Consider the following 14785-nt stretch of genomic DNA (forward strand, 5'->3'; position numbering starts at 1 on the left):
GCCAGACTGGGTGCCTTGGTGGCGGCGGCTGGTAAGTTGGAAAACAAAAAAAGTGGAAGACGAAATGCAATTGAAAAAAATGATGGTCTGCTTGACGAAACGTGTGCCGATGTCCCGCGGGGGCACGCGCTGCGCGCGACCGCGCCGCCGGCTCGCCGCCAGCCTCGTTGCGCTGGCCACCTTGAGCACCCCGCCGGCGATGGCGCAGACCGCCGTCCGGATCGACCTCGCCAAGCCAGGAATTCCGGTCAGCCCAACCCTCTACGGTCAGATGACCGAGGAGATCAACTTTTCCTACGATGGCGGCCTGTATGCCGAATTGGTGCGCAACCGTGCCTTCAAGGATAACGACGGCAACCCGGAGCACTGGTCGGTGGTGCAGGAAGCCGGCGGCAGCGCCGCGATTGCGGTCGATCAGCGCTACCCGGTGGCCGGCACCGCCCTGCCGAACAGCCTGCGTCTCGACGCCCCCAACGCTTCGCCGGGGCACCGCGTCGGTGTCGCCAATGCTGGCTACTGGGGCATCCCGGTCAAGCCGAACACCAGCTACCGCGCCAGCTTCTACGCCAAGATCAACGGTGCCGGCGCCGTGCCGCTGATCGTCAGCATCGAAGGTGTCGACGGCAAGACCGTCTACGCCCAGGCCGAAGGCGGCCGGATCGACGGCGAATGGAAACGCTACAGCGTCACCCTGAGCACGGCTGCCAACGTCAAGACGACTTCCGACGCGCGCCTGGTGCTTGCCACCGAAACCCCTGGCAAAGTGTGGTTCAGCCAGGTATCGCTGTTCCCGCCGACCTACAAGGAGCGGCCGAACGGCCTCCGGGTCGACCTGATGGAAAAGCTGGTCGACATGAAGCCGGGCTTCCTGCGCTTCCCCGGCGGGAATTACCTCGAAGGCGGCAGCGTGGGGACGCGCTTCAAGTGGAAGGAAACCTTGGGCCCGATCGAGCAGCGTCCCGGCCATCCCGGCACCTGGGGCTACCGCTCCAGCGACGGCATGGGCCTGCTCGAATTTCTCCTGTGGTGCGAAGACATGAAGGCCGAGCCGGTGCTGGCGGTGTTCGCCGGTTACGCGCTCAATGGCGAGTCGGTCCCGGTCGGCAAGGAACTGGAGCCCTTCGTCCAGGAAGCACTCGACGAGATCGAATATGTCACCGGCGACGTCAGCACGAAGTGGGGCGCGCAGCGCGCCAGGGATGGCCATCCGGCGCCCTTCAAGCTGCGCTATGTCGAGATCGGCAACGAGGATGGCTTCGAGAAGGACAAGACCTACGATGGCCGCTTTGCCCAGTTCCACGACGCCATCAAGGCGAAGTATCCGCAGATCAAGCTGATCTCCACGGTCGGTGGCAAGGACTGGCTCAGCGCGCAGCAGAAGGTGAGCAGCCGTGTGCCCGACCTGGTCGACGAGCATTATTACTTCAACGTGATGGAGATGTTGAACGAGGCCGCGCGCTACGACAGTTATGAACGCCGCGGGCCGAAAGTGTTTATCGGCGAGTGGGCCGCGCGCGAAGGCGAGCCGACCACCAATCTGTACTCCGCACTGGCCGATGCCGCCTTTATGGCCGGCATGGAGCGCAATGCCGACGTCGTCGAGATGGCCTGCTACGCGCCGCTGCTGGTGAACGTTAACCCGGGCGGCATGCAGTGGCAGAGCAATCTGATCGGCTACGATGTGCAGTCCAGCTACGGCTCGCCGTCGTACCACGCGCAGAAGATGTTCAAGCACTACCTGGGCGATGTGTCGCTGCCGCTGCACGCCGAGAAAGTGAGCATGCAGAGCTGGCAGCGGCCGGCCAGCAAGGAGAAGCCGGAGGACCTGCCGCCGGCCATCCAGGTGCCGACGATGTTCTTCTCGGCGACCAGGTCCGATCAGCGCGGCGAGATCTACCTGAAGGTGGTCAACTCGGTCGGCACCGCGCAGACGGTGCAGGTCGATCTGGCCGGCGCCGCCAAGGTGGCGGCCGAAGGCAAGGCGATCGTCCTGAGCTCGTCGCGCAAGGAAGACACCAACACCATCACCGAGCCGACCAAGGTGGTGCCGGTGACGAGCAAGGCGCGCGGCCTTGGCAAGCAGTTCAGCTACAGCTTCGCGCCGTATTCGGTGACCGTGCTGGTGCTGTCGGCCAAATAGGCCGCCAGCCGGCGGGCTGCGGGCGCATTGGTGCGCCTGCACCGCCTCGGTGCGCTGTCCCCTGTGCACCTGTTATGCCCCCCTCCGTCTGAACCGCCCGATCCCAAGCCCTCGCCTGACGCGCCGCATCTGACCCATGCCTTGTCGCGGACGCGTTGCGGCCGCGCCGCCTGGTCCTGCCCGTCCTTTACCATCGAACCTGAAGCACGACTGAAGCCGCCCCCCGCGCGCAGGGATCGCGCCTGCCGCGAAGGCGCTTTGGCCCCCGTCGTGGCATGGCCGACATGCTTTCCAGTCGCCTGCGCGCCCGCCAGCTGCCACGGCCGATGTTCCACAGTGCACGATTGCTTGCAATTTCTGCGCTTCGTAAGCCATTCGCCGCGCGGAGATAGCGCTGCGGCTGATGGCCTGCCTATGCTTTCGCCATGCGCCGGTTTGCTCTTTCTCCGGAGCCGCAGGTGCAAGCGGAAGGGAGTTTCTTACAATCCGCAGAAATGTAAACAAACTAAGCCTCGGGGACGTTGATGGGTAGCTGGCTGAGGGGCAAGCAAGCGAAACGGGACGGCGGGCAAGCTGCCGGCGTCCGGGCGCTCCCTTGGAAAAATACCTCAGACCGTCCCGTATGGCGCCTGTTATGATGCCGGAACCGTGGCGGTCAATCAGCTGCGGCGCCGAGACAGTTCAAACCACTATCTATATGCAAGAGTTCTATAAGAAAGCACTGCTGGCGTTGATTGTCCTGATCCTGGTGGACCTGCTGCTGGCGGTTTTTTTTGTTGTCCGGTCCTTTCCGGAACAGGTGCTGTTGCCGGTGCAACATGGTGACTCCTACTGGCAGTACCTGACGTTTTCCGACCAGGGCGTTGGCGGAGCGTCGTCAGTGCGCTTGCGCGACTCACGCGACCGGCTGCGCTTCGACTTCAAGCTCAAGGACGTTGCCCCGTATCCTTTTGCCGCCGCCGCCATGATCTTCAAGGACGACAAAGGACGGCAGATCCACGCGGATTGGTCGAAGTTCCGTACCATTACCTTCGTTGCCACATGTGCACCGGCCTCGTCCCTGACGTTCGAACTGTCCACCTTCGATAAAAAGTTCTCCAAGCCAGGCGACTTGGCGACTTACCGTCCACCGCGAACGTATTTTTCGTGCAGTGAACAGGGCACGCCGGTGACGCTCGACTTGGCCCGGCTGCGGATCCCCGACTGGTGGTTTCCTGCAATGAAGCTGGACTTGGCACTCCAGGGTTATGAACTGGACAAAGTTGCGAAAATCATGTTTGGGCCCAGCGTTGGCACTCCCCACAATGTCGATGTCTATATTGAAATCAGCGAACTGACCTTGCATGGCCGCGATTACCGCTATTTGACCGCGCTGGCGCTCATCATCCTGGCTGGCTGGGTGGCGTTTGGCGTCTGGCTTTTCCGGGCCCATGCGCGCGCGCTGCTGGCCAGCGTGGATTCGAAAGTGAAAACCAATTTGCCCTTTGTGGCCTATCGCCAGCTCACCCTGGAACCGTACAAGGACAAGGAAAAGACAGCGCTCTTGCAGTATATCGCCAGCGCCTATACCGACCCCCAACTGGACCTGGAAGGCACGGCGGCAGCGACCGGCGTGAACCGCAATAAAATCAATGAAGTGTTGAGGTCCGAACTGGGCATGACCTTCAACAGTTACCTGAACAAGCTGCGGCTTACCGAGGTATCCAGGCTGCTGACCGAAAACAGCAGCGCTGCCGTGTCCCAAATCGCGTATTCGGTTGGCTATTCCAATGTTCCTTATTTCAATAAGCTGTTCAAGGACGAATTCGGCTGCACGCCGAACGCGTTCCGGACGCTTGCCACCCAGCGGCCGCGGCAGCAAGCCGCCGACAACGCTCCGGTCGAACCACCCGTCTGAACCGCCCCATCCCCAGCCCTCTCCGCAAGCGCCGCATCCGACGCTTGCCGTGTGCGCGGGCGGGCAGTCTGATCCCTCCCGTCCTCACCATCGAATCTGAACCGCGACTGGCTTCCTGCGTCCCCGCGCACGGACCGCGCCCGCCATCCCACCGATTGCCAGCGCCCACCGTGTGGGCCGAACCATGCAGGCTCGACGGACACCGCGTGGCATGGCAGACATGCTTTCCAGGCGCGCTTGCCCCACCGTACGCCAGCTGCCACGACCGGTTTTCAACGTGTGCACGATTGCTTGCAATTTCTGCGCTTCGCAAGGCATTCGCCCCGCAGCGCTAGCGGTGCGCAGCTTGGCCTGCCTATTCTTTCGCCATGCGTCGGGTTTCGCTACCGCCCGGCTGCAGGCGCAGGAATGAGTGTCTAGGCGGCCGCGGAATGGGGCAAGACATCCGCGCTCCACCGAATTGTCGGTTGGTAAATCTTCACCGATATCACGCATCGCTGATGGTGGCGGCTGGTGAGTTGAAAAATAAATAATGTGGGAGACGGTAATGCAATTGAAAAAAATGGTGGCCTGCTTGACGGCGGGTTTGCTGATGTCCTGCGGGGCCGCAGCTGAGAATTATCACTGGGACACTGTCGCGATGGGCGGCGGCGGCTTTGTCAGCGGCATCGTGACCAGCAAGAGCGAGCGCGACGTGGTCTACGCGCGCACCGACGTCGGTGGCGCCTACCGCTACGACAACCAGAACGGCCGCTGGATCGCGCTGACGGACTGGCTAAGCGAGAAGAACACCGGCCTGATGGGTGTGGAGGCGCTGGCCATCGATCCGAAAAACGCAGCCAATGTCTACATGCTGGCCGGCACCAGCTACTACAACAACGGCCAGACCGCGATCATGCGCTCGAGCGACTACGGCAAGCACTTCGACGTGGTCGACGTGACGGCCCAGTTCAAGGCGCATGGCAACGGCCCGGGCCGCTCGAGCGGCGAGAAGCTGCAGGTCGACCCGGCCTCGAGCAACGTGCTGTACGTGGGTACGCGCCGCGACGGCCTGTTCAAGAGCGTCGATTCGGGCAAGACCTGGAACCGGGTCAACGGACTGAACGTGACCAGCACCCCGGACGACAACGGCATCACCTTCGTGCTCCCCGATCCGACCAGCGTCAGCCAGGGCGTGACCAAGCGCATCTATGTCGGCATATCGCGCTACGGCTCGGTGGGACCGAACCTGTATTTGAGCAAGGACGGCGGCGCCACCTTCGCCCCGGTCGCGGGCGCACCGGCCGGCCTCATTCCGCAGCGCGCGGCCCTCACCTCCAAGGGCCGCCTGTACATGACCTATGCCAATGGCGTCGGCCAGGGCATTAGCGACAGCGAGCCCTTTACCACCGGCCAGATCTGGGAGTACAACACCATCGGCGGCGCCTGGACCAACATCACGCCGTCCTTCACGATCGGCGGCGTCCCCCCCCCGTACAGCGGCATCAGCGTCGATCCGAGCAATCCCAAGCACCTGGTGGCCTCGAGCCTCGGCATCTGGGCCTACCAGCAGCATCAGCCGGCCACCTGGGGCGACCGCGTATTTACCTCCCTGGATGGCGGCCGCAGCTGGACCGACGTCTTCGCCAACGGCATGACGGTCGACGGCGACGGCGTCGAGTGGGGCGCCAGCACCTCGATCCACTGGCTGGGCACGATCGAGTTCGACCCCTTCGACCCGAAGAGCGTGTGGGCGGTGTCGGGTAACGGCGTATTCAGGACCAGCGACATCGACGCCCCCGTCAGCCGCTGGAAATTCGATGTCAAAGGCATGGAAGAGAGCGGCGTGTACGCGCTCGAGAGCCTGCCTGGCGGGCCGCTGGTGTCGGTCATCGGCGACTTCGACGGCTTCATTCAGGCCGACGCGGGCCAGTACGGCACCCGCCATATGCCGGATATGGGGTCCAACACCGGCCTGGCCGTCGCCCCGCAGGCCAACCATGTGATGGCGCGGGTGGGCAGTAAGCTCTATATCTCGACCAACACGGGCGCCAGCTGGGTACAGGCGGCCTCCATGAACGGCTCGCGTGGCAACGTGGCACTGTCGGCCGACGGCTTCGTGCTGCTGCATAGCCCGGAAAATTCGAGCACCACCTACCGTTCGACCGATTTCGGCGCCAACTGGACGCCCGTGGCCGGCCTTGCCGTGAACAACGCCCGTCCGGTGGCCGACCCGGTCAACCCGGCCAAGTTCTATGTCTATGACCGTCCCACCGGCAACCTGATGATCAGTACCGATGGCGGCGTGTCGTTCAGCCTCCAGAAACAGCTGGGCCCGTGGGGCAACACCTTTGTGCGCGCCACCCCCGGCCGCGAGGGCGACCTGTGGGCTTGCCTGGAATGGAACGGCTTGAACCATTCGACCGATTCGGGTGTGACCTTCACCCAGGTTCCTGGCATCAATTCCTGCTCGACCATGGGCCTGGGCAAGGAAGCTCCGGGCGCCAGCTATCCGACCCTGTACATGTGGGGTACGGTGGGCGCCACGCGCGGCATGCTGCGCTCGATCGACCAGGGCGCCAGCTGGGTCCGTGTCAACGACGATGCCCACCAATATGGCGGCGCGCAGGGTAATTTGGTTGTGGGCGACATGAACACCTACGGCACGGTCTACATGAGCACCAACGGCCGTGGCGTCGCCTACGGCAAGATCGACCCGAACGGTGACGTCGTGGCGGCGCCGCAGGGGCCGCAGGTACCGGTGGTGCCGGCGAAGCCCGTCAACGAGTGCAAGTACGTCATGACCTCCAATTGGTGGGGCGGCGGCGTCGCCGAAGTGAGCATCGCCAACAAGGGCACGGACGTCATCCACGGCTGGAACGTGAGCTGGACCTACGCCGACAAGTCGAATGTGGGTGGCTTCTGGAACGCCAACGTCAGGGGCACCACGCCGACCTTCAGCGCGACCAACGTCGACTGGAACCGCGACATCCAGCCGGGCCAGACCGTCGTGTTCGGCCTCGTGTTCAGCAACGAGTCGACCGAGAACCCCGTCTCGACGCCGGTTGTGACCGGGGACGTCTGCAAGTAAGCACGCACTCAATTCATCAGGAATGATCATGAAAAAGACTCTGTTCGCATTGATCGCCAGCGCCACCCTGCTGATGGGCGGTGGCGCCCAAGCCGCCGTGAGCAACTTCGACGAGCTGGCCACCAACGGCGACTTCACCAGCCTGAGCGACATCAGCCCGTATGCGGGGCTGAGCTGGAGCGACGACTGGTACGCCGGCGACAACACCATCGACGGCTACGGCAACGCGGCCCACTCCGGCAAGAACTTCGCCGTCAACGGCTTCGGTTCCGATGCCGTCAGCGTCAGCAGCGCCAAGGCGTTCGATTTTGCCGGCGCCTGGTTCGCCGCGCCGCAAGGCGCCGCCGACAAGGCCAGCTGGATCGACATCAGCGCCTATGATGCATCCAACCACCTGATTGGCGCCACCGGCCAGGTCGCCATCGGCGACGGCTACGTCTGGGTGACCGCCAACTTCAAGAACGTGTCGTCCCTGACCGTCACGCGTGACAACGGCTGGTATGTGATGGACGACTTCACCGCCGCCGCCCCAGTGCCCGAGCCCGGCCCCCCGCTGATGCTGGGGATCGGCATGCTGGTGCTGGTGGTGGCGCGGCGCAGGTCTTCGCGCTGACGATCGCGGCCCTCTGGCCGACCACAGTTTGGCTCTCTTCCACGGCGGTTTCCGCCGTGGACTTTATGGGAGGGCTTTGGGCGCCCGTTTTTTGAGCGCCAGCAGCCCGCCGCGTCGCAGCGGCAGGCATGAATAGACTTAAATACGATAAAAATCGTATAACAAATATAAATAATACATCTATTTTTGGAGGAGACTAGTATGAATGGATTCAAAACCAGAATTGCCGTTCTTTCAATCTTCGCGGCCGCTTTCGTCACGGCCTGCGGCGGCGTCGCGGAAGTCGCGTCCGGCACGTCCGTTGCGAGTGGCACCGCCATTCGCCAGGGGGCCGTCCGGGCCACCAGCTGGACCAGCGTGAAGTGGGGCGGCGGCGGCTATGTCAGCGGCCTGATCTATCATCCGACCTCCGCGAACGTCTTGTACGCCCGGACGGACGTTGGCGGCGCCTACCGCTGGAACCAGAGCGCGTCGAAATGGACGCCCATCACCGATGGCTTCTCCGTAGCCGAGGCGGCCTTCCTCTACGTCGAAAGCATAGGCCTCGATCCCACCAACGACCAGCTCGTCTATATGGTCGCGGGCAATGGCAGCGGAAACGGTCGCCTGTACATTTCCACCAACCAGGGCAGCAGCTGGACCTGGGTCGCCCTGCCATTCGTCGTGAACGGCAACGGTATCGGCCGGGCGACCGGCGAGCGCCTGAGGCTCGATCCGACCAATCCGTCGACGATGTTCTACGGTTCGCGCATGGCCGGCCTGTGGAAGAGCACGAACTCGGGCCAGACCTGGGCGCAGGTCACGGGCCTGTCTTCCTACACGACGACCAACGACATGGTCGGCGTCGAGCATCTCATCTTCGACAATGGGAACGTGGGCGGCGGCCAGACGACCTGGAACATGTGGGCCGCGGTCGCCCCCGACTACGCCAACGCGGCGGGCTTGAGCTCGATCTTCTACCGGTCCAGCGACGGCGGCTACTCATGGACGCCGGCGGCGGTGCCGGCCGCGGTCGCCGGCTACTACATCCCGCATTATGTGCGCGCCGCCGATGGCGCCTACTACGTGGTGTTCAACAAGAACTCGGGCCCGGGCGGCGACGGTCCCGGCTACCTCTACAAGTATAGCGGTCTTGGCGGCGTCTGGACCCTGCTGAGCAGCACCACCGCGGGCGGCTACGGCGGCGTGTCCGTCTTCGGCACAGGTGCGAGCACGCGCATCGCGCTGGCGGTGACCAATACCTGGGGCAATACCTCCGATAAGAAGATAGTCCAGTTGTCCGACAATGCAGGCGGCACCTGGCGTGAAATCGAGGCCGCGATGGCCCATACGCCGTCCGACGGAGCGTACTGGGGGTGGAATGATGACATCGAGATCGATCCGAACAACCGCGACCACATCATGCACGTGACCGGCGGCGGCGCCTTCGAGACCTTGAACGCCTCGTCGGCGACACCGAGCTGGACCATGAAGGTGAACAGCCTCGAGGAGACTGCCACACTGTCGCTCGCCGTCCCGCCAGCCGGCGCGACGTACAAGCTCGTCAACAGCGCGGGCGACATCGGCACCTGGGTCCAGACCGACCTCGCGACGAAACCAACCAAAGGCCCGACCGCCGACTGGTCGGTTGGCAATTCGGCCGACATAAGCTGGACTAATTCGCAATACATCGCCAGTGTCGGCACCTTGAACCTGTCAGGGGTTGGCTTCGGAACCTGGTCGGGCGACGGCGGCGCCACGTGGACGAACTTCGCCACCCTGCCCACCGGCGGCGCAACCCCTTATGGCGAAGTGGCCAGCATCGCCGTCACCGCACACAGCAATGTGATTTGGGCGCCGAGCAATACGGTGCCGTCCTACACCACCAACAACGGCGCCAGCTGGACGGCGACGAATCTCCCCGTGCTGGCGCCGCAATCCTGGCAGCGTGCCTACCGGCTCGCGGCGGACCGCAGGAACTCGAACAAGGTCTATGCCTACGATTCGGGCGGTGTAGCTTGGTCGGGAACGCCAGGCAGGGTCTATGTCTCGACCGATGCCGGCCATACCTTCACGTTGAGCCAGGGCTCGGTGTCGGCGAACCTGCGCGCCAATGGGTGGAAAGCCACCTCGATGGCCGTCAATCCGAACGCCGAGGGCGACATCTGGCTGGCTGACGGCAACACGGTGTACCACTCGGTCGACTCGGGCGCCACTTGGACCAAGCTGAACAACTTCGCGTCGGTCTGGGGCAGCAATAGTCCCGACTATGGTATTCCCGACCTGCAGGGTGCCAGCTACGTGGCCCTGGGCAAGGCAGCCGCTGGCGCGCCATACTCCGCGGCAGTCTACGTGGTGGGCACGATCAATGGCCAGTGGGGCGTGTGGGCTTCCGACAATGCAGGCAGCACCTGGACCCGCTTTAACGACGCTGCCCACCAGTTCGGCGGCATCGGCGTGATGGCGGCCGACTGGAACACCTACGGCCGGATCTACGTCACCGGCGTGGGCCGCGGCTTGCTGTATTCCAACTGATCAGCAACACGCATCAAGGTAAGTCAGTGACCGCCGCGGCGCCGCAATCATGCCGCGGCGGTTCCTTGTAAACCACGACCGAGCTGGATGCAATCGACCACCCCGACCGACAAGAAGCTTTTGAATATTTGACACATGGGCAATATGGGTACCTGCATGATAAGTTCCTTGAAAAACAGTAGCGGCCCAAAGTGGCTGGCTTCGATATCGTTATGCGCGGTCACGCTGACCGTTCCAGCATGCGCACAGCTCAAGCCCGGCAATGCCGCCGGCGCGAACCCGATCATCCGCGATAAGTTCACAGCCGATCCCGCCCCGCTGGTCGTCGGCGACACGCTCTATTTGTATGTGGGCCACGACGAAGCGCAAGGCGACGAAATGTTCACCATGCGTGACTGGCTGGTCTATTCGACCAGGGACATGAAGACATGGGCCCAACATGGGCCGATCATGAAGGCGAAGGATTTCAAATGGGCCAAAGGGGATGCGTGGGCGTCCCAGGCGATCGAAAAGAACGGTAAGTTCTACTTCTACGCCGCCGTCGCACACGATGACACGCACCCCGGCATGGCCATCGCTGTGGCGGTCTCGGACAAGCCGACCGGTCCGTTCGTCGATGCGCGAGGTTCGGCCCTGGTCACCAACGAGATGACGCCGAAGGGCCCGCACAACTGGGAAGACATCGATCCCACCGTGTTCACCGATGACGACGGCACCAGTTGGCTGGCCTGGGGCAATGGCAATTGCTATATTGCGAAACTCAAGTCCAACATGATCGACATCGACGGACCGATCCGCGAAATCACCCCGTCGCACTTCGAAGAAGGCCCATGGCTGCACAAGCGTGGCAAGCTGTACTACTTGAGCTATGCATCGCTCGACAAAGCCACGCAGAGCGCCGAACACGTATCATACTCGACCGCGCCAAGCATCACCGGGCCCTGGACCTACCGCGGCCTGTTGACGGGACCGGCCAAGAACAGTTTCACGATCCACCCGGGCATCGTCCAGTTCAAAGAGAACTGGTACCTGTTCCTCCATAACGCCGCACTGGACATCGGCGACATGAAAGGCGCGGCCGGCCGGCGTGCTGTTACCGTCGAGTATCTGCAATACAATCCGGACGGTACGATGAAGCCGGTCATGCAGACAGAACTCGGCGTAAGTGTTCCGCGGGCGCGTTAGGACCTTGCCCCGGGCGACGCCGCGTCCGCTGTGGCGCCTGTGTCGTTGCGCTGGGGATCTGAGCGCGATCTTGAAGGCGCTGGCAAGCGCTAAGAATTACAAAGTCGAAAACCAATGGAGAAACAAATGAGTGACAAAAAAATCGCGGCGATGCTGCTGGGCGCCTTGTTGGCCTGCGCACCATCAAGCTGGGCACAGGATCGCGTCATCGACCTTGACGTCAAAGCCGTCAAGGGCAAGTTGAATCGGACGTTCAATCTGACGGTCGGTGCCGGCCGTGCGAACGAAGGCTTGCGCGCCGACTGGCAGCAGCAGCTGGCCGAGATCAAACGCGACGCCGGCTTCAAGTACATCCGCATGCACGGCCTGCTCAACGACGACATGGGCGTCTATGGGGGGACGGACGCGCAGGGCAATGAGCGATACAACTTCCAGTACATCGATTCCCTGTTCGACTACCTGCTCAGCATCGGCATCAAGCCCTTCGTTGAACTTGGCTTCATGCCGCAGGCAATGGCCAGCGGCAGCCAGACCATCTTCTGGTGGCGCGGCAACGTGACGCCGCCGACCAGCTACGAAAAGTGGGAAAAGCTGATAGGCGCCCTGGCCCAGCATTGGACCGAGCGCTATGGCAGCAAGGAAGTGGCAAGCTGGTACTTCGAGGTGTGGAACGAACCGAATCTGAATGACGGCTTCTGGATGGGAACGCAGGCGGACTACTTCAAGCTGTACGCCCACGCCGCGCGCGGGATCAAGAGCGTCAACCCGAGCTACAAGGTCGGTGGCCCGGCCACCGCCGGGGCCGCCTGGATTCCTGAGATGATCGCCTACTGCGTACAGAACAAGGTGCCGCTCGATTTCGTCAGTACCCATACCTATGGCGTGGGCGAGGGCTACCTCGACGAGTTCGGCACCAAGGGCACCGTGCTCAGCGCCGACGACGCTGCGGTCGTCGGCGACGTGCTCAGGAACCGCAAGGAGATCGAGGCCTCGGCCATGCCGGGGCTGGAACTGCACTATACCGAGTGGAGCTCGTCATATACGGCCTCCGATCCGACGCACGACAGCTACCACCAGGCGGCGTATATCCTGGACAAGCTGAAGCAGGTCGGGAATGCGGCACAATCGATGTCCTACTGGGTGTTCACCGACATCTTTGAAGAGCCAGGCCCGCGCTTTGAAGTGTTCCACGGCGGTTTTGGCCTGATGAACACGCAGGGGATCAAGAAACCGGCCTACTTCGCCTACCAGTTCCTGAACCAGCTGGGGCAGAACGAGCTGGCCGACCCCGACAAACGATCGATGGCGACCACCGACGGCAAGGGCAATGTGCAGGTCCTGCTGTGGGACTACACCCACACGCTGCCGGAGAAGGTCAATAACCAGCAGTTCTTCATCAAGGATTTGCCACCCAAGAACAAAGGGGACGTGCAGCTCAGCCTGAAGGGGCTGAAAAAGGGCGCGTACACGATGGAAATTTCGCAGGTTGGCTACAAGCGCAACGATGCCTTCACCGCCTATATAGGCATGGGCTCGCCAAAGCAACTGACCAGGCCGCAGGTAGCCACGCTCAAATCGATTGCCAACGGCAAGCCGACAGAGCGGAAGAAGGTGCAAGTCGGCGCTGATGGCAAACTCAGCATGAAGCTGCCTTTGCGCGAGAACGACGTCTACCTGCTGAACCTGCGCGCAGCGCAATAACGGTCCGTACTATCCGGCCGGCCCGGTGGTTTCCGGCTGGCGCGCGGGCCGACATCAGGTACTCGATGCGCTTTTCGGTCTGGCCCACGACGTCTTGGTCGCCGCGCCCAAACACCGGCATCGAGGCCTTGCCGGTGGCCTTCGCGGCCAGGCTCTTGCGGACGTTCGCCAGCAGAGGCGCCGGGTTGGCGTTGCCGTATCCGGCCAGCTGGGCGAAACCGTGTTCGCGCAGCCAGGCCCGCACCGCGCCGATGGATTCGTTGATCTTCTGGCGCAGCACGGTCTTCTCCTCGGCCATGTGCGCCAGCAGCTCGTCCATCAGTACGGCGCGGCGCTGCTCGTCGGTCAGGCTGGAAGCGGCCCTTGATTGCCACCCGGCTCGATGCCCCCTTGAAGCAACGCCCATAGCAATAGACTGAGCAAAAGACCACCGCCAAAGCTCGGATTGACGCCCCAAAGATGCCTTGCTACTAGGATGCCGCTGCAGGCTGCGAGTTTGTACCGGTGGCGCCCCACTTCGCCGTGTCGCGCGCCGATCACTCTGCCGCGCATGGAGGCGCTTTCGCCATAAACGTCGGCAAGAGAACACGCCGCCGCAGGTGCGCGAGCACACCGCGCACCAGAGTTCAACGCCATTTCAGAATCTTTTTGTACCTGGCCACGTAAAATGGCTGGAGCCGAGCTCTGTTTGAGTTTTTAGTGTCCGGTTAGACTCTGCCTGCCAGCGCTAAGTCCTTGTTCTCTAAGGGTACGCGTTTCAGATTATATTAGGACGTAACAACAGGCGGCCAGCGGCTTTACATCGCCATGGGAACCGGGAAATGAGGCGTATTCCGGTTGGGCGTGTTACAGGCAGGGCACAGCGGGCGCAGATTGATAATATGATTCATACACGCCATGTCGAGTTCGTGATTTCCGGTTAATAGGCCGCACCAATCCGCCACAGTCAGATAAATTTCCCCGATATTATTCAGCGTGTATTTGGCAGCGGTTGCCGCCCCTGCCGCCCCCACCACGCCACCGACATTGGCGCGATGAATTCCGGCGAAGTGCGCCCCTTTGGGACCGGCCGCCGCCCCCACGGTCAGACCGATGGAACGGAAAACCTTACATACCGCTTCGGTATTATTGCCTTCCACAGGACGCTGGTGATCGATTTGGATATTCCGGGTAGGCAGTACCAGCCCGCAGTCATAGCAGGCAACGGAAGGCTCGGCGGGATTTGCCACCGCTGCGTTGGCATGATTGGTATAGGCAAGGGCCCTGTTTGCCAAATGATAAAAACCTTGCCAGGCAGCGTTGTTAAGCACTCCTCTGTGATTTCCTGGCAAAAAGGAGTTCTGAGTGAGAAAATTAACAAAATGGGTCATCTGCGGCAGCGTCACCGAGGCCAGCGGGATGTCGGTCCAAGGCGTCCCGAGGGGTGCTCCCAAAGGCCGGCCCTGCAGCGTTACGGTGGTGGTACCGGCCCTGATTCTGATGCGTCTCCCGCTGACCGCTTCGACGCCGGCGTTGATCGTCACGGCATCCCGGACGCGATCATTGTGATTTACAGCCAGCCGATTGACCATGTCTATCAACGCCATCTTTCCTCCGCCCGCGTATAAGTTGCATACATCATAATCTTTTTCAGTCCCGGCCGCACCTTCGGGCAACCGCCATGCA

9 protein-coding genes are annotated in these 14785 nt (G+C 62.4%); 7 read left to right on the forward strand and 2 right to left on the reverse strand.

What is annotated here, in order from left to right:
* Positions 1-64: 64 nt before the first annotated feature.
* The 7 genes from ACSQ3S_RS31115 (at position 65) to ACSQ3S_RS31145 (ending at position 13120) form a co-directional block, all read left to right on the forward strand.
* Entirely contained in the window at positions 65-2140 is a 2076-nt protein-coding gene (locus ACSQ3S_RS31115; protein WP_436144782.1) for an alpha-L-arabinofuranosidase C-terminal domain-containing protein, read from the forward strand.
* 634 nt (positions 2141-2774) lie between these two features.
* Positions 2775-4037 carry a helix-turn-helix domain-containing protein gene (locus ACSQ3S_RS31120; RefSeq protein WP_436144783.1) on the forward strand — a complete coding sequence of 421 codons (1263 nt, stop codon included), beginning with the start codon at positions 2775-2777 and terminating at the stop codon, positions 4035-4037.
* 547 nt (positions 4038-4584) lie between these two features.
* A complete protein-coding gene (locus tag ACSQ3S_RS31125; protein ID WP_436144784.1) occupies positions 4585-7107 on the forward strand; it encodes a cellulose binding domain-containing protein in 2523 nt (840 codons plus the stop codon).
* Positions 7108-7135: 28 nt separating this feature from the next.
* Positions 7136-7720 carry a PEP-CTERM sorting domain-containing protein gene (locus ACSQ3S_RS31130; RefSeq protein ID WP_436144785.1) on the forward strand — a complete coding sequence of 195 codons (585 nt, stop codon included), beginning with the start codon at positions 7136-7138 and terminating at the stop codon, positions 7718-7720.
* Between the two features lie 201 nt (positions 7721-7921).
* Positions 7922-10234 carry a dockerin gene (locus tag ACSQ3S_RS31135; protein WP_436144786.1) on the forward strand — a complete coding sequence of 771 codons (2313 nt, stop codon included), beginning with the start codon at positions 7922-7924 and terminating at the stop codon, positions 10232-10234.
* A gap of 168 nt (positions 10235-10402) precedes the next feature.
* Complete coding sequence (locus ACSQ3S_RS31140) at positions 10403-11419, forward strand: glycoside hydrolase family 43 protein (RefSeq protein ID WP_436144787.1); 1017 nt, start codon at positions 10403-10405, stop codon at positions 11417-11419.
* A gap of 126 nt (positions 11420-11545) precedes the next feature.
* Positions 11546-13120: a GH39 family glycosyl hydrolase gene (locus ACSQ3S_RS31145; protein WP_436144788.1), complete on the forward strand. Its 1575-nt coding sequence runs from the start codon at positions 11546-11548 to the stop codon at positions 13118-13120.
* Here ACSQ3S_RS31145 and ACSQ3S_RS31150 read toward each other — a convergent pair.
* On the reverse strand, positions 13056-13439 hold the full coding sequence (locus tag ACSQ3S_RS31150) for a hypothetical protein (protein ID WP_436144789.1): 384 nt from the start codon (positions 13437-13439) through the stop codon (positions 13056-13058). The two genes, ACSQ3S_RS31145 and ACSQ3S_RS31150, sit on opposite strands and share 65 nt — an antisense overlap.
* A 478-nt stretch (positions 13440-13917) precedes the next feature.
* The gene (locus tag ACSQ3S_RS31155) at positions 13918-14706 is read right to left on the reverse strand and encodes a hypothetical protein (protein ID WP_436144790.1); all 789 of its coding nucleotides are present in this window, start codon (positions 14704-14706) and stop codon (positions 13918-13920) included.
* Positions 14707-14785 lie beyond the last annotated feature (79 nt).

It is taken from the genome of Duganella sp. LjRoot269, assembly GCF_964254095.1.
In the GTDB taxonomy this organism is placed as follows: domain Bacteria; phylum Pseudomonadota; class Gammaproteobacteria; order Burkholderiales; family Burkholderiaceae_D; genus Rugamonas; species Rugamonas hordei.

Bases quoted from the DNA above. Each gene is read 5' to 3' on its own strand.
- ACSQ3S_RS31130 (WP_436144785.1), top strand. From the start codon at position 7,136: ATGAAAAAGACTCTGTTCGCATTGATCGCCAGCGCCACCCTGCTGATG.
- ACSQ3S_RS31125 (WP_436144784.1), top strand. From the start codon at position 4,585: ATGCAATTGAAAAAAATGGTGGCCTGCTTGACGGCGGGTTTGCTGATG.
- ACSQ3S_RS31145 (WP_436144788.1), top strand. From the start codon at position 11,546: ATGAGTGACAAAAAAATCGCGGCGATGCTGCTGGGCGCCTTGTTGGCC.
- ACSQ3S_RS31115 (WP_436144782.1), top strand. From the start codon at position 65: ATGCAATTGAAAAAAATGATGGTCTGCTTGACGAAACGTGTGCCGATG.
- ACSQ3S_RS31135 (WP_436144786.1), top strand. From the start codon at position 7,922: ATGAATGGATTCAAAACCAGAATTGCCGTTCTTTCAATCTTCGCGGCC.
- ACSQ3S_RS31150 (WP_436144789.1), bottom strand. From the start codon at position 13,439: ATGGACGAGCTGCTGGCGCACATGGCCGAGGAGAAGACCGTGCTGCGC.
- ACSQ3S_RS31120 (WP_436144783.1), top strand. From the start codon at position 2,775: ATGATGCCGGAACCGTGGCGGTCAATCAGCTGCGGCGCCGAGACAGTT.
- ACSQ3S_RS31155 (WP_436144790.1), bottom strand. From the start codon at position 14,706: ATGGCGTTGATAGACATGGTCAATCGGCTGGCTGTAAATCACAATGAT.